This is a genomic window from Bdellovibrio sp. MYbb2 (genome assembly GCF_056175685.1).
In genome coordinates, this window is sequence record NZ_JBJKJI010000004.1 from 191,728 (window position 1) to 215,821 (window position 24,094).

Below are 24,094 nucleotides of genomic sequence, written 5' to 3' on the forward strand. Positions count from 1 at the left end.
TTAATTCCCGTCCCCGCGATCGTCGCCGATCTTTTTACAGATGACTCCGCATTTATTGAAAACATTCTTCGCGCGGTCCCAGCAGTACTTGTTGATTGGCGCGGTCCCCCGGGGGCAGGAAATGCGACTGCCACCCGAGATAGGCTCAACCACAAAGTCCTCTTGAAGTTCCTGAATCAGCTGCACCTCGTGCAGGGTCTGATCATCAGCTTGTTCGTCCGCAAAGGCAGACAGACTGATAGCCACTGTAAATAAAAGAATCCATTTGATCATTGGTCCATCCTCCATGGGGCTTAATGCCCGATGAAGAATCTTAGAAATGCTTTTACTGGAATAACCACGGGAAACTTTCAGGGCTGCTACAATGCACAGGCACTGCGCCCTTTCCGGAAAATAAAAAAACCCGCATCCTTGCGAGATGCGGGTTTTAAAATTTCAGAATTTTTAAACCTTAGATTTTGTAAGGTTTGTACTCCATGTGAAGGTCTTTTGCTACGGGCTCGTAAACAACGTGGCCACCGTAGGTGTTCAGACCTTTCAACAATGCAGGGGATTTCGCAACTGCATCTTCCACACCCATAGCCGCGATCATGGAACCGTAGCGCAGAGTTACGTTCGTCAATGCGTAAGTGGATGTTCTAGGAACAACGCCTGGCATGTTTGGAACGCAATAGTGGATCACACCGTCAACTTCGTAAGTTGGGTTGGTGTGGGAAGTTGGACGGCAAGTCTCGATACAACCACCCTGGTCAACTGCAACGTCAACAACAACAGAGCCTTTGGACATGGAAGAAACCATCTCTTTAGACACCAAAGTCGGAGCTTTGTGACCAGTGATCAGAACGCCACCAACTACCAGATCAGATTCTTTTACGGAATCTTCGATGTTTTTCGCGTTAGAGAACAAAGTCATGCAACGGCCCTGGAAGATATCATCAAGATATTCCAAACGTGCTGTGTTCACATCAAGGATAGTTACGGAAGCGCCCAAACCTACAGCCATTTTCGCTGCGTTGGTACCAACAACACCACCACCGATGATAGTGACTTTAGCTGGTTTAACACCCGTTACGCCACCCATCAGGATGCCTTTTCCACCGTGGTCTTTTTGCAGGTAGAAAGCACCAATCTGAGTCGCCATACGACCGGCAACTTCAGACATTGGAGTCAACAATGGCAAAGAGCCGTTGTCCAACTGGATAGTTTCGTAAGCGATCGCTTTCACTTTGCGTTCACAAAGAACTTTCGTCAGCTTCGCTTCTGCAGCCAAGTGAAGGTAAGTGTAAAGGATCTGATTTTCTCTCATCAGTTCGTATTCGTCTGGAAGAGGTTCTTTTACTTTTTGGATCATGTCCGCTTTTGCGTACACTTCTTTTTTGGTGTCGATGATTTTCGCACCAGCTTTTTCGTACTGCTCGTTAGAGATACCAGAGCCAACGCCCGCATCTTTTTCAACGATCACAGTGTGGCCTTCGCTCACATACTGACGCACGCCCGCTTCGGTCAAACCAACGCGGTTCTCAGAAATCTTAATCTCCTTAGGAACACCGATAATCATGATTTACTCCTGTTATTCCGGTTTTGAAACTCCGCAACTATGCCAGATCGGTAATAAAAAGCAAGCGACCCCAAGAAAGGTGCCTGGTTGTTTTTTCTGGCGCATATGCATCAAACCAGACCCCCATGATGCATTGTAGCCAGAAAAAACAACCAGGCACCCTTTAGGGGTGGTTTATTTCGCTATAGAGCCAGCCGGCTTCGTTCAAGGTGCCTTTGGCTTGGATGCCGTCTTCTGGGTGGCCTTCTTCCAACGGGCTGTAGATGGCGGCGTATCCGGTGTTTTCGGTGACGGTGGCGGTCCATGGGGCTTTCCCCAGAAGCTGGCTGACGATCACGAAGGCGTTATTTTCCATGGCGCGGGCTCTGGCACCCAGATGCACGCGGTTGCAGTCGATGGGGCTTTCGCTGCGGCTCGGGGCCAGAAGAATTTTGGCGCCCTCAGCAGCCATTGAGGCCGCCGGGCCCGGATATTCGACATCGGTGCTCATGCAAACGGCCATGTCGCCAAGACGGGTTTCAAAAACATTGAAGGCATTGCCACCGCTGACGATCCCCCACAGCTCTTCTTCAAGTTTGGTGACGTTCTTTTTATCCTGTACACCCACCCCGCCGCTGGGGCCGACAAAGTAACTGCGGTTGACGAAGGTCTCTTGTTCGTTTTTGACCGGGATGGACGGAGCTACAATCGCGCACTGGTATTTTTTGGCCAGCTCTTGATAGGTCTCAAGGAATTTGTCTTTCATTTTATCCAGCTCACGAACCTGCGCCTTGGGATCCTGCTGAGTGGTTTCCTTCATCAAAGACACTAATTCCATAGAGCCGTATTCGGGGAACACCAGCAGGGTTGCTTTATTTTCAACCGCTTCGCGCACCCAGGATTCCACCGAATGCTGCCAGCTTTCAAAGCTGGAATGCTTTTGCAACAGGTACTGAGCGGCAGCGACACGAATCATGGGGTACTCCTTAAGGGTGAGAAACCTAATCCTTCCCATATAAATTCCAAAAAAACACGCTATTTCCCGCCGTTTTTTGTCCGGTTTTCCCGGGGATCCGGGAAGTTTCTACTGTACAAAATTCTGACAGGGGCGGATTTCCCGGACATCGAGTATTCTCCCCGCTCGGAGAATAATATGAAATTAGCAGTACGTGTTTCCGCTATATTACTGTTGTCCCTGAGCGCCCAGGCACAAAGCAAAGATGCCGCCACCCAGTGGCGTGTGACTCAGCCTGCGTGGACTGAATATCACGAAGAACAGTTCGGTCAGTTCGTGGCCCGTCTTGGCGACGCCGTTGAAAAACGCCAGTGCGGCAAGGTCAACACCTGTATGCTCAGCACGGCCAACATGTACTATGGCACTGACCCGTCGGGTTTGAAGTACTATTCTGATTGCGCGGATCTTCCTTATTATCTGCGTGGCTATTTCGCCTGGAAAAACGGTCTGCCGTTCTCTGTAACGGCAGAGGTTAAACCAAGTCCGCTGAACACCGACAAGGTGAAGGACGTTCGTTATTCCTCCCAAGGCAACATGGTCACCAAACGTTATGATGTCCTGACTAAAAACGGGATTTTCAAAAACACTTATCCAAATGCTTTGGAAATCCTGAATGACGTGGTTCCGGGCCTGACTTATTCCGCGACCCTGCGCATGTCCGGCAGCGAAGACGCGGAACTTTACACGGATTTCTATCCGGTGAAAATTGACCGCCAGGGCATCCGTCCCGGCACCGTGATCTATGATCCAAACGGCCACGTGGCTGTTGTCTATAAAGTCACTGATGACGGCCGTGTGTTCTATATCGATGCTCACCCGGACAATTCTTTGACGATGGGTATGTTCACGCCAAAGTTTGTGCGTTCAAACCCAAATCAGGGTGCGGGCTTTAAAAAATTCCGTCCTTTGTCGCTGGTTGATGCAAAACAGGATTCTTCGGGCGCTTATGCTGGTGGCAAAATCGTGGCAGCAAACAACTATCAACTGCGTGACTACAGCCTGGAGCAGTTCTATGGAACTCAACCGGACAGTGCCGGCTGGAGCAAAGGAAAGTTCCTGTTCCGCGGTCAGCAAGTCACTTATTACGATTATATCCGCCTAAGCCTGACAGAAGGTGAAGCCCACATCGACCCATTGAAAGACATGGCGCAACTGACTGATGATATTTGCGTCAGCCTTAAAGACCGTGTCGCAGCCGTCGATGCAGCAAGAACCTCAGGTGTGGCGGCGAAACCTCACCCAGAACGTCTGCCGGTGAATATCTTCGGTACCGAAGGCGAGTGGGAAAACTATGCGACCCCTTCCCGTGATGCCCGTTTGAAAGTGGCGTACATGGATCTGGTGACGTCGACACGCGCGAACATTGAAAAGTACAAAAAACGTGATCCATCCATCCGCTATAACGGCGGCAACCTGGCTCAGGATCTGTTCAATATCTACGCGCAAAAAGCCCAGGCTTGTCAGTTCTCTTACACCACCACCAGTGGTAAAACTGTGATGATGAATCTGGAAGCTGCAAGACAAAGACTGTTTGCCATGAGCTTTGACCCGTATCACTGTATCGAGCTTCGCTGGGGCGCTCGCATCCCGGCAGAACTTGCATCCTGCCAGGACGACGCGAACAAACGTTCCTGGTATGAGCGCGAACAATGGTTGCGCAACCAGTGGGAACGTCGTTATGACGTCCGCATGGACTACAGCCTGAATGAGCTGACAGGTCCCATCCAGGGCGTTGGCATCGCGAATCCCCCGGATGTAGACATCGTTGGTTACTTGAAATCCCAGAGATAACTTCCTGGCTCCCGGGCGGAGGAGCGGGCCTGCGCTGGTCTCGCCGGCCTCCTGCCTGCGACTTCGCGACACGCCGTCCGGGCTCTGCTGTGGCCCGCGCTGCGCGCGGGTGCGCGCCATCCGGGCGCCCACAGAGGTCGCTTTCGTCACTGGCATGAGTCCGTCGTGCCCAGCGCAGCCCCACTTCCCCGATGCGATTTACGAATCAACTTGTAGAATAAATAATTTCAAAGATGTAACTGCGGATTTACGCTTTGGCGTATTTGCAGTAAAACGTTTTCATGATTTTGGTTTTGGTGACGGCTCTTCAACTTCAATGCGGCATTCAACAAGCAAGCGAGCAATCGCTGAGCTACGGGACTGTCATCTATGTCACCGCAGAAAATCCAACACCGCAACTGGCTTACTTTGAACTGACCGGCAACGATTTCACCAACCATCCCTACTGCGAATTCATTCAAGACAAAATGAACTCAAATTCATCCTTCACGATCAAACTCGACAAATCCGCCAAAAAGATCCTAGGCCTCAAATAAAAAAGGGCCGGCGATGCCAACCCTTTTTTTATTCATTTTTACTGATTTAACTAGAAGGTACGACTGGTCGAAGTGCCGCAGCGGTTATAGCCGTTGATCGTGAGCGTTTTTGAGGCCCAGTCAGACGGCCATGCGGGCGTGTTCAGACAATCCACCGATGTACCGCCGAAGCTGCATTCCAGGGAGCCCACACCGGCACCGTTATCAAAGACAATAAGAGCATCAGCTGCGGACTTAGTTGGATCGTAAATGAATGTCGGCACATAGCTTCCACGAGTGTCGCAGATTTCGGTCGCCATGTCGGATGAATAGTGGGAACCATAGGCGGAAGAATCCACGCGAATACCCAAGCCTGTTGTATCGGCGTAAGAGTAATCAGAGATTTTCAAAATATACAGACGCATATTCTTGGCCGAGTTGTAAGACGCTTTCACCGTCAACGACACATAGATATAGCCGTCGATTTCAGTGAACAGACCATAATAAGAAGCCAGCGCATAATCATCCCCTGGAACCATCCAGATATAGTCGGCGGCACTTCCCATATAAGAAGGCTTTTGCAGTTTCAGTGTCACAGCCTGACCCGGAACCAGAACCACCGGTGTGCCGGAGTTTGGATAAGTTAAAATGCCGGAACCGTCAGTACTGCTTGTATTGGAATCATCCTTGGAAGCAGAGCCCGAAGAGCTCGGCGCGCAGTTTTGGAAACTAAGGGTACAAACGACAAGGACAGCAAACACAATGGCACTGCCCCAGATTTTCTTTTGATTCTGCATACATTCCCCCACCAGAAGCACAGTATTGCTACTTTACCATTATACTGATCGGCAAATGTTGAGAAAAAATGGAATCAGTCTGATTCGTCTCAGACTGGGACAGTCCAGCCCGTATAACGGCGAACTTCGTCGGAAATATCCGCACCCAGTTCAACGTGACGATAGCTGGTCGGAGAATCCCAGATCTTGCGCACCAGCTTGTTCATGACATCATGGCCGGCTTTATAAAGAACCACATGGCCCATCAATGGCATTTCCAAAGTAACCAGATCACCCAGCGCATCCAGCAGCTTGTGACGAACGAATTCATCCGCCCAGCGCAAGCCTTCCGGATTCACCACATTTTCGCCATCAAGGACGATGCAGTTATCAAGACTGCCCCCCTTGGCGAGACCGCGGGATTTCAACGCTTCCACATCCTTCATAAAGCCAAACGTGCGGGCATTGGCCACGTCACGGCCAAAGGATTGTTCGTTGATATCCAGATCGATGGTTTGTTTTCCGATGGTGGGATTTGGAAAATCAATGGTCACTGTCAAACGCAGTCCATGATACGGAACCACGTAGGCATGCTTTTCACCTTCACAGAAATATATCGGCTCAGTGATATAGCAATATTTGCGGGGCTGATCTTGTTCTACGATTCCAACAGCCAGCAAAGCTTCCAGGAAAACTCGGGCGCTGCCGTCTCCGATAGGAATTTCGGGACCGTCCAATTCAATGAACAGATTGTCGATACGCAAGGCTGACAAAGCAGACACGCAGTGCTCGATGGTTGCGACAGAAAAAGCCGCACCGCCAATGGTGGTCTGATGGGATGTCGCCTGCACGTTGCGGGCTGTGACTTTCAGCGAAGGACTGCCTGGCAGATCCGTGCGGATGAAGTAAACCCCCGTATCAGCCGGAGCCGGGCGGAAGGTCAATGTACAAGGATCGCCGGAATGAATCCCGATCCCCTGAACCACAGTCTTTTTACGAATTGTTTTTTGCAAGAACATCTTGGATTCAATTTAGCCTAACTAAGAGCCCTTCGCAATGCGGATTTGCCCGACAACGTTGCCGCGCCAGTTTGTGACAGGAGACAAGGTGAATTTAGAAAGCGCCTTGAATTCGCTTTCGTTCAATCCCCCCAACTTCAACAAAAGCATCGCTGTCGCGGCCTGAGCAGCCCTTCCCGCTCCGTCCGCGGCTTTCACCGCGAAGGCCACCTTCTTTTCTGGCAGCACACCACAGAAAACACCTTCCGCCCCGCCTTTGATCACGGCGCGACCTTGTGTCTTTTCAATCACAGCTGTGGCGAAATTGTCACTGCCAGAGATATAGAACGGATTAGATCTGACCGCGTGCAAAATACGATCTGCGGCGGCTTTGCGCGCGGGCGCTTCCTTCGGATTGATAAACGTCGACATCCCGATGGCCATATTCTGCAACGGAACGGCATACGTCGGAATACCACACCCATCCACCCCATACGGCAGTTTGGAATGATCAATGCGCATTGTTTCACTCAGAACCTTGCGCAGTCTTTTCTGCGCATTGTGTTCGTACTTTTCATATCCGGTGGGATCTTCGCCCAAGTGCAGACAGGTTGAAATAATCGCAGAATGCTTCCCGGCACAGTTGTTACAAAGCACAGTGGGTTTTTGACTTTTACGAATCATATCGTGAGCACTGGCTTCATCGTAAGGCAGATGCGGCCCACAGACATATTGGGATTCTTTCAACCCTGCTTTTTCCAGCCATTGTGAAAGCGCTGCCAGGTGATCTTTTTCCCCGCGATGGGAGGCACAGGCCAAAGCAATGTGCTTATCTTCAAGATTGAATTTTTCTGCCGCGCCCGATTCAATCAACGGCAGTGCCTGCAACATCTTGATCGCACTGCGAGGCATGGTCAGATACTGAGGATGCCCCCAGTACTGCACAAGGTTGCCGGTCTCATTCACGACAACGGCCATCACCTGATGCTGACTTTCCACCACGGGACCGCGCAACACCTCAATGATCAGGGGCTGTTTTGAAGCCATAACTTATCTCCAAATGAACCAGAATTCTTAAAACATCACCCGAACATCGCAGGCGAACCGCTGATCAGTCTATCAGCATGCACGGGACCCCAACATAAAAACCTACAACAGACTCAAAATACGACAAACGACAAAGCCGGAGAGGTCCCCGGCTTCGAAAAGAAATCATGTTTTTATAAAACTGTATTTACAAAAGAAAGACCTACAATCCCCAGACCGTGCGCGGGAATGGGAAGCGGTCTGCAGTTCCAACAACACCTTTATTATTATCACCCATGCATTTCATTTCACCCGTTTCCAGAACGAAACAGGTACTGTCACTGCCCGCAGAGACAGCACGAACACCTTCCGCAACCACGGTTGCGGGGCCGGAAGAATAACATTTATCAACCGTCGTCCCTATTCCAAGCTGCCCCTTCGGGTTCTGCCCCCAGCAAACCAAGCGGCGCTCGTCACCCACGATCGCGCACATATGGGAACGCCCCACAGAGACTTTCTTAACATCCGTCAGCAATGTTGTGGGAGTGTCGCCGTTCGTCCCCATACAAGCCAAGCCACTCCCCCAGCACTTCAAGTCCCCGTTTTTCATGATGGCACAAGAGCCCGGACTGGTTTCATGTCCCCCCATAGAGACGGAGTCAACCCCGGACAACAACGGCGTCGCTGGTATAGTTGTTCTATCAACAGTGTCTCCCAGTCCCAGTTGCTTTTGGGTGTTATCCCCCCAACAGAACAAATCATCATTGGTTGCGATATAACAGGCTGCCTGGTAAGACGTTTCAACATCCCGAACTCCGGACGACAACACCAGATTTGGAAGAGTGTTGCTGCTGGCACTTCCTGGCTTGCTCTGGCCGCTGTTATTGTCGCCCCAGCAATTCAGTCCGCCGGTCGTCAACAGCGCACACCCACCGTCATCATTCAATGCCACCTTGCTGACATCTTTACCAATCACAATCTTCGGAGTTTTAAAGCTTGTGAAGGCAGGACTGACACCCAAACTCAAGTTTGCGGAGTTATATCCCCAGCATCTCAGTTCCCCGTAGGTTGAAACTGAGCAACTGCGTTCTCGCCCTGTGGCGATCTGTCGCTGATTGCGTGACAAGGCTTGAGTCGGAACCAAGCGAGGCAACAACGTTCGATCACCCACTTGCCCCACCGAGTTTTGCCCCCAGCAAAGAACTTCGCCCGAAGACATCAAAGAACAGGCCGAATAGTAGTTTTCATGGAACACATTGCTGACCGAAACTGATTCTACACCCGCAGGAATGACCGTCACAGGCAGTGTTTTATTCACTGGCAACGGCGAGGCCATCCAACATTGAACCGAAGAATCCAGCATCAACACACACCGTGGATCCAGACCATCTGTTGGGCCATATCTATTAGACATTCGCAGCAGACTTTTCACTCCGCCGCTGATCAATTGCACCGGTGCCGAAGCCGCCACAGCGGGATTGCCCCCTGGGATTCGGCCACCTGAGCCCCATGTCCATACACTTCCGTCATTTTTCAAAGCTATGATCGACTCTTGCGATGTCATCATATCCTTGTATTCGGAACTCATCTCCACCGGAACAGTTGAACCGGCCCCGCTGGCTCCAGGGGTCAACTGACCATTACTGCCACTACCCCAACAATAGTTCTTGCGCACTGTCGGCGCACCTTCATCTTTTTGCACACAGATATTGTCATTGAAAAGGTCATAGGAAACGATATTGGTTGCCAAGGGCGTCGCGGGCACAGTGGACGTGCTTCCTGAAGAGTACCACGTCGATCTGTTACCCCAGCAGAAAAGATTTCTTTGCGACGGAGTTACGGAATCCAACTTAACCGCACACAAGGTGTTTCCGGTAACAGCCGCGATAAGACGCATTTCCTCCACCTGCCCCGTGACAAGCTGTGGAGCAGCCAGAGTGCGCGAAGCATTGGTCGATCCAGTACCAAATATACCTGAATAGTCATCGCCCCAGCACACCAGGTCTTTATTGGTTTTCAGGTAACAGAGGGCATTCGAGCTGACCGCCACCTGAGTGACTCCGGAATTCACATATTTCGTTGGCTGCAGCACTCTGCCACCGACGGATCCCGGCAGGGCACTCGCATTATCCCGTCCCCAACACCACATCTCGCCTGAAGTGTTCGCTGCGCAGACGGTGTATCCGCCCACCTCAAAATGTGCCACATTCTGCATAACAGGTGTGGCGGAAGGTTCATTCGTGTTGACCACAGTCCCATTGCCAAGCTGGCCATAGTCGTTGGCACCGAAACATTTCAGCTCATTGTTGTCATACAGTGCACAGGCAAAACCCACGCCCTGCTTGAACGACACAACCTTCGGCGCCACAACAGCGGAATCATCATCCCGGATCAATACCTCATGCACCGAGAGCATCCCCCCGTTTCCGAGAGAGTTTTTTGCCAGAATCAGACGAATCCGTTTTTCAGGCTCTGCAACAGCATCATCCAGAATGGTCAGCGGAATATATTTCGTTGTTTCATTAATGGCAAAATTAACTTCTTTGGACGCCAGGATGAAGTCCCCCGCACCAGCGTCACCCATGACCGCAATTGTAACTTTAAAGGCGATCGGAGCTGGAGTGCTCAGAACCACCGGAATATTCAACGTACCCGCATCTTCATTCACAATCAGACTGCTGGACACAAAGGATGCCGTCAAAGCCGACGTGTAAGTCAAAATCCCCGTCGTGTCTTTGGCTGGAAGATCTGTGACTGCAACCTCATTGGCAGGATTCAAAACCGTGGCACCATTCAGCTCGATTGCCGCCGGCATTTCAATTCCGTCGGTGTCATCATCCCCCGGTACAACCTCATAGCGGAAAAGCAATTCCGATGGGGAAACTTTTGTCACATAGTTGGCGATACGGTTGTTACTTCCGATACGAATGGTGATGCGCGGACTTCCCGTCACCGTCACGGGCTGATCATACTTCACAATGACTTCAAGACTGGTTCCATCCAGATACACATCCGTGTCCGGAGTGCTCAGTCTTTTTACTTCAGGAACTGTGCGAATTAAAACAGGAGTATTATTTGCCAAAGATTCATCCGAACCTGGCGCTGGCAAGGTCAAAAGATTTGCAACCTCGTCAGCAGTGCCCGTCACATCTTCAGCGGGCTCAATCGTGCCGCCGTTCAGATTCAAAGCCTGAACACCTGTGTAATCCAGTGTCAGCGCAGAATCCCCGGCCACAACTTCATATTCAAAGATCAGGATATTAGTGCCGGAACCCGAGGCATAGGTGGCAAGGCGTTTTGTCGCCCCTGTTTCAAGTTCGATTGTGGGATTTCCTGTGACATTCACCGGACCGCTGAAATGCACTTGAATAGGAACAATCCCCGCCGTGGTATAGCGAGGCAATGCCAGTGTGGAAACCGACGAAGCACCAGTGGTGTCGGCATCAACTTTCAAAACTTTTGGATATTGCAGTGGAGCTGGACCCGGTTCTGACGGCACCAGAATGGATCCCACTTTCCCAAACATTTCAGCATTCAGATTTCCGCAGCCGGCCAAAGCCAGCATCAGAAAAACTGACGCAAAAATACGGAATACATTCTGATAAACCATCGACGCCCCTTAAAATCAAAGTGTTCCTTTGAATTTATCGGCGCCAATGATGAGCTTCTGAAGCTTCAATATGAGATTTTAATGGTTATTCCGCGAGTTTCCGAAACTCGCTATTTGTCCGCCAAAACTGAGTTTTTCGCAAATTCAGTGATTACACGGCCACGCTGGGTTTTCTGAATGAACCCTTCCTGAATCAGGAATGGCTCGTAAACCTCTTCCAGGGTGTCTCGCTCTTCGCTCAAGGCCGCCGCGATTGTATCGATCCCCACCGGACCACCGGCGTACTTGTCCTGTATCAGACTGAGAATTCGGCGATCCATCAGATCCAAGCCATACTGATCCACACCCAGTTGGTTCAAAGCATAGACGGCGATATCTTTAGTCACCACTCCGTTGCCTTTGACCTGAGCATAGTCACGCACACGCTTTAGAAGCCTGTTAGCTACACGCGGAGTCCCGCGGGAACGACGGGCCACTTCTTCAGCGCCATGTTCGTCAATTTCAACTTTCAGGATTTCCGCTGACCGCATCAGAATCTGGCGAAGAGCATCTTTATCATAGAACTGCAAACGTTCGACAATACCGAAACGGTCACGGAACGGCGGGTTCAGCAAACCCGCACGCGTGGTCGCCCCCACCAAAGTGAACGGTGCCAGAGTGAACTTCATGGATCGTGCGCCCAGGCCTTCACCGGTCACGATATCAATGTAATAGTCTTCCATCGCGGTGTAGAGGTATTCCTCCACGTGACGGCTTAAACGGTGAATTTCATCAATGAACAAAACTGAATGCGGCTTCAGTGACGTCAGAATCGCCGCCAAATCACCCTTTTTGTCGATCGCTGGCGCCGAAGTCATTTTGATTTCCGCACCCATGTCGTTGGCGATGATTTTGGAAAGTGTCGTTTTACCCAAGCCCGGAGGCCCGCACAACAACACGTGATCCAGGGACTCGCCACGGAATTTCGCAGCGGCCACAAAGACCTTCAGTTTTTCCTTCACATCATCCTGACCGGGAAAGTCCTCAAACTTCTGGGGACGCAGTTCGTTTTCCCAGCTTTTTTCGCCTTCAACCGGATCGCCTTCAAGAATACGACTCATGACAAGCCTCCGGAAAGGGTCTGGAAGCCTTTGCGAATACCGTCTTCAACGGACACGTCCGTTGGCAACGAAGATACAAACTGATCCACCAACTGGGACTTGTAACCCAAGTTCAAAAGTGCAGAAGTGATTTGAGTGTGCGCCACAGATTTGGCATGGCCGATAACGCCACCGTCTTCGATCGACACAAGCTTGCCTTTTAAGGTCAGAATAATTTGTTCAGCGGTTTTTTTGCCGACCTTAGGCAGACCGGACAAAGCCTTGGCATCGCCCGCTTCGATCATCTGCTGGATTTGCGCCGGACGGCCGCCGGAAAGAATGCTCAAGGCCATCTTTGGACCGACACCGTTAACTTTCAGCAAAGACAGGAACATGTTTTTTTCTTCTTTGTCGTGGAAACCGAAAAGTTGCAAAGCATCTTCGCGCACATGCGTGTGCACCCAGACGATGATGTCTTTGCCCAGAAGGGTCTGCAGGTCCCCCAGCGTGTTGCCGGAAGCAAGGATTTCATAACCCACACCACTGACATCAATCAAAGCGGAGTCATTCATCACTTCAATAATTTTACCGCGCAGATATCCAATCATAAACTCACCGCTCTTTGCATTAGGGCTTTCTTTTTCATTTCAAAGGCATGGTAACAAGCCATGGCCAGGGCGTCCGAGGCATCGATGCGGCTGATGGTTTTTAAGCTCAGCATGACTTTCAAAATGGCCTGCACGTCTTCTTTGGAGGCGCCGCCGTTGCCGGTGACACCTTTTTTTACGGACCGGGTGGCGTATTCCTGAACTTCGGCTCCGCCTAGACCGGCTTCATACATGATCACGCCGCGGGCGTGACCCAGCTTGAAGGCACTGTCGGCATTTTTACCCAGGAAGATTTTTTCGATGACGACCTGTTCAGGTTTGTACTTTTCCATGACTTCACGGAACGCAGAACCCAGTTCGGTCATCCGGCGCGGGAAAGCGTCGTCACCGTCCATGACGATCACGCCGTGATTGATATGCTCAATCTTTCCGTTCGCCACGCGAACGACACCGAAACCTGTAATGCGGGAACCGGGATCGACCCCAAGAATAATCAAAGACAACCACCCTGTTTTTAAACTCTCGCCCCTATTTGAAGCTGAAGCTATTGCTTAGTCAATCAATCTGCTTTAGTATCTGTTCATGCCCAAAATTGAAGCAAGCACCATTGAAAAGTACCAAAGCCTCCTCGAGAAAGATCCGAATTCTCAGGTTTTTGCTCCGTTGGCAGAGGCTTATCGTGAAATGGGAATGCTTCAAGAAGCCCGTAAAACCGTGACTGCCGGCGTTCAACGCCACCCGCAATTTGTGGGTGGACTGGTGACTTACGCCAAGGTGATGCGCGACTTGGGAGAGCTTGCCAAAGCTCTGGACACTCTGAAAAAAGCCACTGCTTTGTCTTCTGAAAATATTCTGGCGCACCAACTGATGGCCGAAGTTCATCTGGCGCAAAAGAATCCGAAGGATGCTTTAAAGTCCTTTAAAATGGTTTTATTCCTGAATCCAAATTCCAAAAGCGCCCAAAAGGCGGTGCAAAAACTGGAATCCCTGACGGCGGACGAGTACGACGAAGACGTCTTTGCCATGACCAAACTGCCGGAAGTAAATCTGGAAAGTTCAGCCGCCCCCCCCGTGGGGCGCGAACCGGATTTTGGCATCGAAGAAGTGGTCATCCGTCCGGCACCGATCACCACCAACAAGGCTTTGGAGCGCATGCTTTCCCTGATTGATGCCTTTATTGTGCGCAACGATCTGGAAAAAGCCCATGCCCTTTTGAAAGACACCCGCGTGGAATTCGGCGACCATCCCGAGATCCAAAGACGCATGAAAACCCTTCAGGTCCGCTATAACGACACTGATGAGGCCATTCCACTGAAACCTATCCAACCCCGTGAGCAGTTGATCCGCGAACGAAAGCTGGAAGTCCTTGAGATGATGCTTCGCAAAATAGAAGACTACCGCGCCCAAGGTTGACCTCTGACGCCCGTTTAGGACATTATAGCTCTTCCTTGATTTATCTTATTCAGGAAGGATTTTACAATGTACGAAACGTCGGACTTTAGAAAAGGTCTAAAAATCATGCTCGAGGGCAAGCCTTACATCGTCGTGGACTTCCAACACGTGAAACCAGGCAAAGGCAATCAGTTCACTCGCACTAAGCTGAGAAACATGCTGACAGGCCAAAATCTTGAATCCACCTTCAAATCCGGTGAAAAATTCGAAGTTCCAAACGTAGAAAACAAAGAGATGTCTTTCTTGTACAAAGACGACTCTGGTTACAACTTCATGTCTCAGGAAACTTTCGAACAAATCGCCATGTCTGAAGAAGACCTGGGCGAATCCAAGTACTACCTGACTGAAAATCTGAAAGTTGTGATCTTGTTCTACAACGAAAAAGCCGTTGCTTGCGACGTGCCAAAAGCGGTGAACTTGAAAGTGGCTCAAACAGACCCAGGTATCAAAGGTGACCGTGTGACTGGCGCGACTAAGCCAGCAACTATGGAAACCGGCCTGACTGTAGGTGTTCCATTGCACATCTCCGAAGGCGATGTTCTTCGTATTGACACCTCCACAGGTGAATACGTAGAGCGCGTCAGCCAAAAGTAATTAACGCCTAGTATTAAGTCTCCGCAACCACTGAATTTTATCGCAAAATAATGAGATAAAGTTTCAGATGAACTGCGGAGGCTTTTTTCTTGTCCACATATATTGAGTTAGAAATCCAGAATTTACTCAATCAAGGCTCAGATCAAAATATCGATCTGGCTGAAGTGGCAACTCGTCTTGTCTCCAGCATCGAATCCTCCCCGGATCATTTTACTCTTGATAACATCACCGCCCTTTCACGTTTTCTGATTCAATCCGGAAATGAACTGGTGCTGGTTGAGTTTGTTTTGCGCCATCTTGAAAATGAATCCTTCCCGATTCCCTGGCCGTACTTTCTGGAAGCGCTGAGCGCCTTTAGCGAAGAGCTGGATGAAAAATCCGTGCGTGCCCTGATTGACGGTATCGAAGAAGACGGCGCCCAGGAAGAAGCGTCCCGTTCCCTGGCTTTGCGCCAGACGATTCAATCTTTGGGCGAGTGGCGCAGCAACCGCAAATACAAAATTCACAAAGACTATCTGAACAACAAACGTCTGTTGCTGGATCAGTTGATTACATTGCGCACGCAGCAGTTGTATGAACAGGAAAAATCCCTGCTGGCTCGTCTGCAGAAACTTTATCCGGGCGACAGCGACATTCGCCGCGAAGTGAACGAACACAAGCAGCGTTATGCGCTGGAAATTCTTTCCCGCCGCACACCACGCTCGCGCGGAGTGAAGACAGAAGATTTCTCTCCGAAAGATCCGGAAACAGAACAGGCTCTGCAGGTGCTGATGCAAAGTATGCATGAGCACGCAGAAACTGATCCGTCCATGGCTTTTGATTTCGCCATTGCCGCTTATATGCTGGAAAGTTATGAAGACGCGCTGTCTTTGCTGTCCTTCAGCGATGAATCGGAGACTTTGATCTGGTTCCGTCTGGAAGTGCTGCTGAAGTGCCGCCGCTTCGTGGAACTGCTGACAGATCTGGCGAAAGTGGAAGTCGTCTTTGCCCATGAACCGGAAACTTTCTTTGCCACGGCTTATCTGCGCGCCCAGGCGCTGTGGGGGCTGGGCCAAAAACACACTGCCATTGAAGTGATGGAAGGATTGCTGGCAGCGCGCCCGCATTACCGTGCGGCCAGTGCCCTGCTCAGCATCTGGGGTGGCCAGTGAGAAGGGCTTTTTGGATTTTACTGACGCCACTGGCGTGTTTTCTGGTTTTATGGGCGGTAGGGTCCACCTATATCGCACCAAAACTGGAAACCTGGGCGCTGAACAAAATCCAAAGTTATTCCGATGAGAATCTTCCCGTCAGCATTCGCGCCAAAAAGTTGTCACTACGATTCTTGCGCCCGTCCGCGGCGATAGAAGGAATTGAAATCCGCGGCAAAGGTGAATTGGCTGATTCCCTGCCGTTGATTGAAATTGGCAGCGTGCGTGCCTTTGTCGATGTGTTTCATCTGATGGGGGGCCGACTGACCCTATCTGCGGTGGTGGCGGAATCCCCGCGCGCGCAAATCAATATCGATCCTTTCCTGAAAGATGACTCTCCGGCCAAAGAACTTCCCATGGATGAAATCTTTGCCATCCTGGAAAAGCTGCCGCTGCAACGGGTGTTTTTGCAGAACATCCTGCTGAATGTTTCTTCAAAACAATTGAAACTGAATGTGGATGTTGAAAGCGGTGATCTGCTTTTGACCAATATGGGGAAAAACCTGACGGCCAAAGCCAACATCCCGTCCCTGCAGGTCAAGCTTGGCGGCATCGGTGATTTTGCGGGATCTTTGGACACGCACCTTTACCTGACCCGCCAGTCCCTGAAGATCATCCAACTGGGTGTGCGCCTGGGGGAATCCGAAATTCTGACCCGCGGGGAACTGACTCATTTTTCCAAAATCGCGATCAAACCTTCCGGTGTTCTGGATCTGAGTGCCAAGGTCAATCTAACGGACATCTACAACGAAGTGAAACGCCTGCGCCCGGACATCAAGCTGCCGGTGATCAACGGCGAGCTGGTCACCGAAATGGATGCCCGCTTCAACGGTCTGGAGGATGTCAAAGCTTCGGCCGACATCAACACCCGCTCAGTGACATTGGGAAAACTGGAACTGGGTGATGCGCGCGTTCAGGGTGAATACCAAAATGGCGTGATCAGTCTTTCTGAAATGCAGGTGAATCATCCGGCCGGCGAAGCGACTTTGACCAAGTCCCAACTGGAGCTGGACGGCAATTACGGCTTCAAGTCCCTGATCACTGTTCATAGCCTGGATCTGTACAAGCTTTTCCAAAGCCTGGATCTGGCGAACATCCCTGTGGGCATCGGGCTTGAAGGTGAACTGCCGTGCGAGGGTCGCATCCGCCCGACGTTCCAGGTGACTTGCACCAATGCTTCTATTTCCGGCAAAGACCTGTGGGTGAAAACCGACCTAAAGCCCAACACAAAACCTTTGGTGAATATCGACAGCATGAAAGCCAAAGGTCAGTTCCAGGTCACCACCCAGAGTGTAACCTATGCTGCTCTTCTGAACGTCGGCAGCAGTCAGGGCACCACCGACGGTGTGATCGATTTTAACAAGGGCTTTAAAATCAATTTCAAAACCGACAAACTGGATCTTAAGAACATCCGCAATCTGGCCAATTTGAAGATGATCGGTGCCGCCAGCATTTCAGGATCCACTTCGGGGGATTCCAATGCGGCGATCTTTGACATGAAATTGAATGCGCGCAATTTTATTTTTGAAGACTTTGCCCTGGGAAATCTGATTGCTGATCTGAAGTACCGCAAGGGACATCTGATCTTTGAGGACATTGCCGGCGCCATCAACAAGACCCAGTATCTGGGTGATCTGAATGTGAATCTGAACAACGAAACCCTGAGCGGTGACTTCAGTGTTCCAACTGCCGATATCGCCGATGTGGCGCAGGTCTTTGAGCCGATTTACAAACTGCCCATTCAGGTTCAGGGTGTGGGCGCCGCCAAAGCCCATGTGGAAGGCCCTCTGAATTTCTGGAAGCTCAATTACAAGATTGAATCCGCCTTTAAGAAAGTTTTCATCGGCCTTGAAAGCTTTGACTCGCTTCAATTTAATGCTTCCGCCAACCAGGGAAACATCAAGGCTGACAAGGTTGTTCTGCAAAGAGCCAATTCCACCGTCACCCTGCAGGGGGGCATCTCCTCTGACAAGATCATGAATCTGTATGCAGATGGAAAAAACTGGCGTCTGGAGGAATCCGACATCATCAGCAAGATCAATTCCAACATCACCGGGAACCTGAACTTTGCCGCTGAACTTAAAGAATCCGTGACGCAGCCACAGATTCTTTTAAAAGGCGCCATCACCGACACCCTGTTCGAGGATCAGGAAATTCCCAACTCCAACCTGATTCTGAAAATCAGCCGTCAAAGTGTTGCCGGCCAGATGACCCTGTTCGGGAACAAGGTCAAGGCCGACTTCCAGGTGCCTATTGCCAGCAGCCGCACGCCGCTGGTGATGAAGGTCACCACCAACAACTGGAACTATTCCACTTTGCTGGGCCTGATTGGCGGTGCGAACCTGGCCAACGAATATGACTCGGCACTGACTTCCACCGTGGACCTGAGATCCGACAGCGGCGAGCTGTTTAAAGCCACAGGCAAAGTGCACATCGACGCTTTCACCTTGAAACGCGGCCCTTTGAGCTTTGCCAACAACGGCCCTATCGACATCACCATGGATCACGGTGTGGCCAGCATCCGCAATTTCACCCTGCAAGGCCCGAACAACCTGATCCAGATCCGCGGCACCAACTTTACTGCCGAGAATCTGAACGTGGGTGTGACCGCCAATGCCGACCTTCGCCTGCTGCAGATCTTCACGCCTTTCCTGGAAGACATGGGGGGACCGATCCATGTTTCCACGAATGTATCGGGCTCTGTCATGAAGCCTGAGATTCTTGGTAACGCCAATGCCAAAGACACTTTTGTGAAAATCAAAGGCTTCCCGCATCCGCTGGAAAAAGTGTCTGCTGAAGTCGTGTTCTCGCAAAGTCGCATCCTGATTAATTCCATCAACGGGCAGATTGCCGGCGGAACTTTGACTGGTGACGGTGGCATTCAGATCAACGGCATCAAAGACATCCCGACCACCATCCGTGCGCGTTTGGAGGGTGTGACCTTCAATGTGCCGGACAAGGTTCGCAGCAGTGGCAGTGCCGACTTGCTGTTCTCGGGCCGCTGGTTCCCGTTCACTCTTTCCGGGACCTATCATGTGACCAGCGCCATGGTTGAAAAAGAATTCACCGAAGATGGTGGCGGTGTCACCGGCGTTCGCCAAAGCCTGTACCTGCCAAAACTTCTGCGCGAGGGTCAGTTTGAGGCCATCTTGCTGGATCTGCAGATTCTGCTTAGCCGCAATATCGTGATCAAAAATTCCCTTATTGATGGCTCAGTCACGGGTCAACTGCAGGTCAAAGGCCCGCCAACCAATCCGGTACTGCTAGGTAAAATCAGCATGGAAAGACGTTCCAAGATCATCTTTAAAGACAAAGTTTTTGATGTTCAAAGTGGCGTGATTGATTTCAATGATCCGGATGAAATCAATCCCAACCTGTACATTTCAGCCGCGTCCCGCATCAATGAATACGACATCACCCTGCTGGCGCAGGGACCGTCCAAAAACCCGACCATCCTTTTGAACAGCGTCCCGCCGCTTTCAGAGCAGGACATTATTTCCCTGATTGCTTTGGGTGTTACGTCGTCGGCGATGGATCAGAACCTGCAATCCCGCCAGCAGGCAGAACAGCTGGGCGTGGAAATCGGCGGCGCGGTTTTGGCAAAACCAATCAACAAACAGCTTGAAAGCACCCTGGGCCTGAACCTGGCAGTGACGTCCCAGTACGATTCCACCCGCAACATCTCGGTTCCGAAGATCACCCTGAGCCGTCGCCTTTCAGAAAAAATGAAAGTGTCTGGCAGCCGTCCGGTGGGTGACACCCAGTCTTACGACATCAAACTGGAATACATCCTGAACAGCAACTTCACTGCCATCGGATCTTTCGAAACCCGTGGCACCGAGGAAAACACCAACGTGCAGTCCACGCAGCAGGAATCCCAAAGCATCTTTGGCCTGGATCTGGAATTCAAAAGGGAGTTTAAATGATCCGCACACCCCTTTTGAAACCAGCCTTGATTCTGGCCCTGTCTCTGGGACTTCCCGCCTGGGCGGTGAAGAAGAATCTGAATTACTCCCCCCTGCCACAGGAACTGCAGCAGGATCTGGAAAAAAGATTCCCCGACGCCAAAAAAGAACGCCTGAGTCAGGATCAGGTCGACGAAATTCTGCGCTTTATGCAGCAAAAGCCTCAGCTGCAGCGCCTGCGCGTCTTTGATGACGGCAACGGCAGTCCGTGGCGCATGGACTTCCAGCTGACCCGTCGTATTTCCCAAGTTCAGTGGGAGGGCAATAAGACCATTTCGACTTCCGAAGCTGCCAGCCTGTTTGGCGTGAAGGCCGACGACGTCTTTGACCAGCAGACCCTGATTGAAGGCGGGGAAAAACTGCGCCAGGCCTATCGTGACATTGGTTTTTATAACGCTGTGATCGATATCGAAATGCCGCCGGAAAGTCCTGAGTCCGTTTCAATTCTGGTGCGCGTGAATGAAAACAAAAGAACCCGCGTTCACAATATCGTGCTGCAAAGCCCGAATGAGGATCTGAACAAACGCCTGATGAAAGAAATCGACGGCGCCCTGAATGATCCCTACACGGACTCAACTCTGTCCAAAATCCAGAAGGACGCCCGTGAATACCTGTCCCAGAACCGCTATATCCGCGCGGATCTGGTGGGGCCGACGGCGGATTTCAATGCCGACGAATCCCAGGTGACCTTGACCTATCGACTGGAAAAGACTGAAAAGTACAACTTTGACTATCAGGGGGTGCGTTTCTTAGCGATCCGCGGAATCGAAAACGCCCTGGATCTGGACAACTATTATTCCGCCAGCCCGTCGGTCAGCGCCGAGTTGGCCGCCAAGATTCGCAGCTATTATCTTTCCAAGGGTTACGCCCGCGCCGAAGTCAAAGCGGATGAATCCGAACTGCGTAATTTCCAGCGCAAGGTGACCTTCCACATCGATGAAGGCCCGCAAGTGAAGGTGCAAAAATACAACCTCACGGGCCGCTATAGCAAAAAAGACAGCTACTATATCAACTTTATCGAAGAGCACAGCTCGGCCATCGTTGACAGCGGCTATTACAACAAGGACGACATTGACGCCGGCCTAAAGAATCTGATTCTGGAACTGCAAAACAACGGTTACCTGCAAGCCAAGATTCTTTCCACCCGCACGCAGTACAACAAGGAACGTGACGCCGTCACGATTTACATCAATCTGGATGAAGGCCCCCTGACCGTAGTGGAGTCCGTCACCTTTACCGGCAATCAGGCCTTCACACCGGAAGAGCTTTTGAAGGTCACTCGCCTGCGCCCGGGGCCTCTGAAGCTGGGACAAATCGAAGAGGCCGTGGCCCGTCTGAAAAACCATTACCGCGAGCAGGGCTATATTGAAATGCTGCTGTTGAATGAGCGCGCGGATCTGGTGACCTATGATGAAACCAACACCAAAGCCACCCTGAATTTCAAAATCTTTGAAGGCCCGCAGGTGCGCGTGGCCTCTATCATTCTGGAAGGCAACACCTTTACTACCGACTATGTGATCCACAAAGAACTTGAGTTCGACAAGGGTGATCTGCTGACGCCTTCAAATCTGGAGGAATCCGTCGCACGTCTTCAAAGAACCGGCTTCTTTGGCTCAGTTGAAATCCGCACGCTCGAGGAAAAAACCAACGTCGCCAACCGCACGGTGCTGGTGAAAGTCACCGAACGGGATCCCGGGGTCTTCAATTTTGGCGTGGGCGCAACCAATGAAAGAACCCTGACATTGCGCGGATACACCGGGATTGCCTATCGCAACCTGTGGGGCACGGGCCGCGGGATTTCCCTGCGCCTGGAAGGAAACTACAACGTCGCTGACATCAAATACCTGGAAAGTCGCGTGGTCCTTGGCTATCTGGAGCCTTATATTTTCAATTCCCGCGTGCGTGGCCGTATCAACGTCACCCGCTCCAGCACCGTGACCGATTACGACATCAAGCAGGTGTCGGATGTGCGCTCGACCACCTACTCTCTGGAAAAAGATTTCACGTCGCGCATCCTGGGAATCTGGGATCTGTGGTCCTTGGCAACCATCCGCGACTTCGGTTTGGATGACTCTTATCCATACGATACGCTGGAGCAAAACATCGCCACCACCGGCCCGCAACTGGATCTGGATTTCCGCGACAATCCGTTCAATCCGACCCGCGGCACTTTCACTCGCTGGAATGCTGAGTTCTCCACTCCGGAAATCGGCAGCAGTCCAACAATCGAATACTGGCGTTCCACTTTGAGTTTCACCCACTATTGGACCGTGGGAAGCCTGTCCAAACAACCTGTCGTTTGGGCCAATCAGGTGCGCGGTGGATATTTGAAAAATCTGAGCAAAGACGGTGGTGTACCCTGGGATAAAAAGGGCTTCACGCTGGGCGGTCAATCCACCGTGCGTGGTTATGAAGCCGGAACCCAGGAGGTCTTCCCCAACCGTCAGGATCTGGGCTTGAGCGACACCGATCCGACGTACTATCTGACCACGGATTCAACCATGTATCTGATTAAATCAGAGCTGCGCTTCCCGGTTTGGGAAAGTCTGGGTGGAGCTTTGTTCTATGATGGGGGTTCCGTGAAGATCCATGATCTGCACTTTACGGATCCGTATCGTGATTCAACCGGATTTGGCATTCGCTACAATACCCCCGTGGGGCCATTAAGTCTTGAATGGGCTTGGAAGCTGGATGCACGCCCTGGTGAAGAACCATGGCGCTTCCATCTGTCGATCGGTACGTTCTAAAGACAGAAGATCCTAAATTGTGAAGTCGTTAATATTCCACACACAGTCTTCGATGGCGATCAGTCCTTCGACTTTGCCATCTTTGATCAGGGGCTCCAGATACAGGCGGGTCATATACATCTGCAGTCGCTCCAGCGACACGCGCTCTTGAATCTTATGAACTTCCGTGATGATCACCGGCTGATTCAATCGGCCTGACAAAATATAGTTGGCTTGCTCCAAAATACGCAAGGTCACTTCTTCCGCGCGGGAATACAGATGAGGCCAGCTGCGACAGAAAACGTCTTCGATAGTATAGCTGCAAAATTCAAAGAAATTGAATGAACGGAAAAACTGCGTGTGCTTGTGGGAATAAAACTCGACAATACGCCCTTCCACATTCACCAACTGATCAAGCCCCTCAGGACTGATTTTATATCCGTAGTAGTCCAAGGCTGTTTTTACCAGGAAAGGCATGTCCTTGATCCGACGTCCTTGACGGTGAACTGACCGGCAAACCTCAAGATACTGATTCATCAAATCCGTGGAATGAGCCTGCTCATCTGGATTCAATTGCTGAAAATACGGCAGAGTTTCTTGAGCATACGGACGTACAGACCAGCCCTCCTGCTCCAGCATAGAGGACAGCTCTTCACAAAGAAGTCTAAATTTTTGCAGATGTCCTTGGGTTGCCACACTCATGCCGCGCCGCTCTCGAAACAAAATCGTATTTATGCCGTTTAAACAAAAAGAGCCCCCAAAGGAGCTCTTCGACAATCAAGTTTCTAAAAAACCTGGTAACTTAACGTGCTTTGCTGCTAGCGAACTTGCGGCGAAGATCCTGAGTCACCTCATGGATGGTCGCATTCAAGGTCACTTCGAAAAGATCGTCAGCAGAAACTTTGTAAAGCTCACCCAATCTTTTCAATGCGTTGATTGGAGGATGAGAAACACCGCGCTCCCAGTTGGAAATGAACTGTGGCGTGGAGTAACCCAATTTGTCAGCAACGTCTCTCTGAGAAAGACCTGCCGATACACGTTTTTGCTTCAAAAAATCAGCTAACATATTTTTTTGTCTCATGTGATTTCCACCTAACGATGAATTTATTTATACACATCATGACGAGTGTGACAAGCCCTTTGCATTCAAAAAGCTTTCAAAATATTCTCATCCAGATAAATACATTATAGCTTATTTGATCTAAATTACTT

The 24,094-nt window shown here is 50.8% G+C and carries 19 protein-coding genes; 7 read left to right on the forward strand and 12 right to left on the reverse strand.

Features of this window, described 5'->3' with window-relative positions; genetic code table 11:
• From AC04MQ_RS17525 to AC04MQ_RS17535, 3 genes are all read right to left on the reverse strand, one after another.
• Entirely contained in the window at positions 1–273 is a 273-nt protein-coding gene (locus AC04MQ_RS17525; RefSeq protein ID WP_475392711.1) for a hypothetical protein, read from the reverse strand.
• 178 nt (positions 274–451) lie between these two features.
• Positions 452–1,558 (reverse strand): alanine dehydrogenase, encoded by a 1,107-nt coding sequence (gene ald, locus AC04MQ_RS17530; RefSeq protein ID WP_015091539.1) that lies wholly within the window; start codon positions 1,556–1,558, stop codon positions 452–454.
• A gap of 163 nt (positions 1,559–1,721) precedes the next feature.
• Positions 1,722–2,513: a nitrilase-related carbon-nitrogen hydrolase gene (locus AC04MQ_RS17535; protein ID WP_475392712.1), complete on the reverse strand. Its 792-nt coding sequence runs from the start codon at positions 2,511–2,513 to the stop codon at positions 1,722–1,724.
• A gap of 177 nt (positions 2,514–2,690) precedes the next feature.
• On the opposite strand from AC04MQ_RS17535, the gene AC04MQ_RS17540 reads away from it, so the two are divergent.
• Positions 2,691–4,343 (forward strand): hypothetical protein, encoded by a 1,653-nt coding sequence (locus AC04MQ_RS17540; protein ID WP_041577773.1) that lies wholly within the window; start codon positions 2,691–2,693, stop codon positions 4,341–4,343.
• Positions 4,344–4,624: 281 nt separating this feature from the next.
• The gene (locus AC04MQ_RS17545) at positions 4,625–4,879 is read left to right on the forward strand and encodes a hypothetical protein (RefSeq protein ID WP_475392713.1); all 255 of its coding nucleotides are present in this window, start codon (positions 4,625–4,627) and stop codon (positions 4,877–4,879) included.
• Positions 4,880–4,929: 50 nt separating this feature from the next.
• Here AC04MQ_RS17545 and AC04MQ_RS17550 read toward each other — a convergent pair whose 3' ends face one another.
• The 7 genes from AC04MQ_RS17550 to ruvC all read right to left on the reverse strand — a co-directional run bounded on the left by AC04MQ_RS17550 (position 4,930) and on the right by ruvC (position 13,452).
• The gene (locus tag AC04MQ_RS17550; RefSeq protein WP_475392714.1) at positions 4,930–5,655 is read right to left on the reverse strand and encodes a hypothetical protein; all 726 of its coding nucleotides are present in this window, start codon (positions 5,653–5,655) and stop codon (positions 4,930–4,932) included.
• Positions 5,656–5,744: 89 nt separating this feature from the next.
• Complete coding sequence (gene lpxC, locus AC04MQ_RS17555; protein WP_475392715.1) at positions 5,745–6,653, reverse strand: UDP-3-O-acyl-N-acetylglucosamine deacetylase; 909 nt, start codon at positions 6,651–6,653, stop codon at positions 5,745–5,747.
• A gap of 21 nt (positions 6,654–6,674) precedes the next feature.
• Positions 6,675–7,679: an asparaginase gene (locus tag AC04MQ_RS17560; RefSeq protein WP_475392716.1), complete on the reverse strand. Its 1,005-nt coding sequence runs from the start codon at positions 7,677–7,679 to the stop codon at positions 6,675–6,677.
• Positions 7,680–7,881: 202 nt separating this feature from the next.
• Complete coding sequence (locus tag AC04MQ_RS17565) at positions 7,882–11,268, reverse strand: Calx-beta domain-containing protein (protein WP_475392717.1); 3,387 nt, start codon at positions 11,266–11,268, stop codon at positions 7,882–7,884.
• 110 nt (positions 11,269–11,378) lie between these two features.
• The gene (gene ruvB, locus AC04MQ_RS17570) at positions 11,379–12,368 is read right to left on the reverse strand and encodes a Holliday junction branch migration DNA helicase RuvB (RefSeq protein WP_015091547.1); all 990 of its coding nucleotides are present in this window, start codon (positions 12,366–12,368) and stop codon (positions 11,379–11,381) included.
• Complete coding sequence (gene ruvA / locus AC04MQ_RS17575; RefSeq protein ID WP_015091548.1) at positions 12,365–12,955, reverse strand: Holliday junction branch migration protein RuvA; 591 nt, start codon at positions 12,953–12,955, stop codon at positions 12,365–12,367. Before ruvA ends, ruvB begins: the two co-directional genes overlap by 4 nt.
• A complete protein-coding gene (gene ruvC / locus AC04MQ_RS17580; protein WP_235046110.1) occupies positions 12,952–13,452 on the reverse strand; it encodes a crossover junction endodeoxyribonuclease RuvC in 501 nt (166 codons plus the stop codon). The genes ruvA and ruvC overlap by 4 nt, the downstream gene beginning before the upstream one ends.
• Positions 13,453–13,537: 85 nt before the next feature.
• Here ruvC and AC04MQ_RS17585 point away from each other — a divergent pair, with 85 nt between their 5' ends.
• From AC04MQ_RS17585 to AC04MQ_RS17605, 5 genes are all read left to right on the forward strand, one after another.
• A complete protein-coding gene (locus tag AC04MQ_RS17585; protein WP_015091550.1) occupies positions 13,538–14,368 on the forward strand; it encodes a tetratricopeptide repeat protein in 831 nt (276 codons plus the stop codon).
• 66 nt (positions 14,369–14,434) lie between these two features.
• Positions 14,435–15,001 carry an elongation factor P gene (gene efp, locus AC04MQ_RS17590; RefSeq protein WP_015091551.1) on the forward strand — a complete coding sequence of 189 codons (567 nt, stop codon included), beginning with the start codon at positions 14,435–14,437 and terminating at the stop codon, positions 14,999–15,001.
• Positions 15,002–15,090: 89 nt separating this feature from the next.
• Positions 15,091–16,152 carry a hypothetical protein gene (locus AC04MQ_RS17595; RefSeq protein ID WP_011164898.1) on the forward strand — a complete coding sequence of 354 codons (1,062 nt, stop codon included), beginning with the start codon at positions 15,091–15,093 and terminating at the stop codon, positions 16,150–16,152.
• Complete coding sequence (locus AC04MQ_RS17600) at positions 16,149–20,117, forward strand: translocation/assembly module TamB (protein WP_038449731.1); 3,969 nt, start codon at positions 16,149–16,151, stop codon at positions 20,115–20,117. Before AC04MQ_RS17595 ends, AC04MQ_RS17600 begins: the two co-directional genes overlap by 4 nt.
• A complete protein-coding gene (locus tag AC04MQ_RS17605) occupies positions 20,114–22,903 on the forward strand; it encodes an outer membrane protein assembly factor (protein ID WP_011164900.1) in 2,790 nt (929 codons plus the stop codon). Before AC04MQ_RS17600 ends, AC04MQ_RS17605 begins: the two co-directional genes overlap by 4 nt.
• Before the next feature lie 12 nt (positions 22,904–22,915).
• On the opposite strand, the gene AC04MQ_RS17610 is transcribed toward AC04MQ_RS17605, so the two are convergent.
• Entirely contained in the window at positions 22,916–23,584 is a 669-nt protein-coding gene (locus tag AC04MQ_RS17610) for a hypothetical protein (protein WP_157865701.1), read from the reverse strand.
• A gap of 100 nt (positions 23,585–23,684) precedes the next feature.
• Complete coding sequence (locus tag AC04MQ_RS17615) at positions 23,685–23,963, reverse strand: helix-turn-helix domain-containing protein (protein WP_011164902.1); 279 nt, start codon at positions 23,961–23,963, stop codon at positions 23,685–23,687.
• Positions 23,964–24,094 lie beyond the last annotated feature (131 nt).

Excerpts from the sequence above, each read along its gene's own strand:
- AC04MQ_RS17525 (WP_475392711.1), bottom strand. The coding sequence starts at position 273 with ATGATCAAATGGATTCTTTTATTTACAGTGGCTATCAGTCTGTCTGCC.
- ald (WP_015091539.1), bottom strand. The coding sequence starts at position 1,558 with ATGATTATCGGTGTTCCTAAGGAGATTAAGATTTCTGAGAACCGCGTT.
- AC04MQ_RS17535 (WP_475392712.1), bottom strand. The coding sequence starts at position 2,513 with ATGATTCGTGTCGCTGCCGCTCAGTACCTGTTGCAAAAGCATTCCAGC.
- AC04MQ_RS17540 (WP_041577773.1), top strand. The coding sequence starts at position 2,691 with ATGAAATTAGCAGTACGTGTTTCCGCTATATTACTGTTGTCCCTGAGC.
- AC04MQ_RS17545 (WP_475392713.1), top strand. The coding sequence starts at position 4,625 with ATGATTTTGGTTTTGGTGACGGCTCTTCAACTTCAATGCGGCATTCAA.
- AC04MQ_RS17550 (WP_475392714.1), bottom strand. The coding sequence starts at position 5,655 with ATGCAGAATCAAAAGAAAATCTGGGGCAGTGCCATTGTGTTTGCTGTC.
- lpxC (WP_475392715.1), bottom strand. The coding sequence starts at position 6,653 with ATGTTCTTGCAAAAAACAATTCGTAAAAAGACTGTGGTTCAGGGGATC.
- AC04MQ_RS17560 (WP_475392716.1), bottom strand. The coding sequence starts at position 7,679 with ATGGCTTCAAAACAGCCCCTGATCATTGAGGTGTTGCGCGGTCCCGTG.
- AC04MQ_RS17565 (WP_475392717.1), bottom strand. The coding sequence starts at position 11,268 with ATGGTTTATCAGAATGTATTCCGTATTTTTGCGTCAGTTTTTCTGATG.
- ruvB (WP_015091547.1), bottom strand. The coding sequence starts at position 12,368 with ATGAGTCGTATTCTTGAAGGCGATCCGGTTGAAGGCGAAAAAAGCTGG.
- ruvA (WP_015091548.1), bottom strand. The coding sequence starts at position 12,955 with ATGATTGGATATCTGCGCGGTAAAATTATTGAAGTGATGAATGACTCC.
- AC04MQ_RS17585 (WP_015091550.1), top strand. The coding sequence starts at position 13,538 with ATGCCCAAAATTGAAGCAAGCACCATTGAAAAGTACCAAAGCCTCCTC.
- efp (WP_015091551.1), top strand. The coding sequence starts at position 14,435 with ATGTACGAAACGTCGGACTTTAGAAAAGGTCTAAAAATCATGCTCGAG.
- AC04MQ_RS17605 (WP_011164900.1), top strand. The coding sequence starts at position 20,114 with ATGATCCGCACACCCCTTTTGAAACCAGCCTTGATTCTGGCCCTGTCT.
- AC04MQ_RS17610 (WP_157865701.1), bottom strand. The coding sequence starts at position 23,584 with ATGAGTGTGGCAACCCAAGGACATCTGCAAAAATTTAGACTTCTTTGT.
- AC04MQ_RS17615 (WP_011164902.1), bottom strand. The coding sequence starts at position 23,963 with ATGAGACAAAAAAATATGTTAGCTGATTTTTTGAAGCAAAAACGTGTA.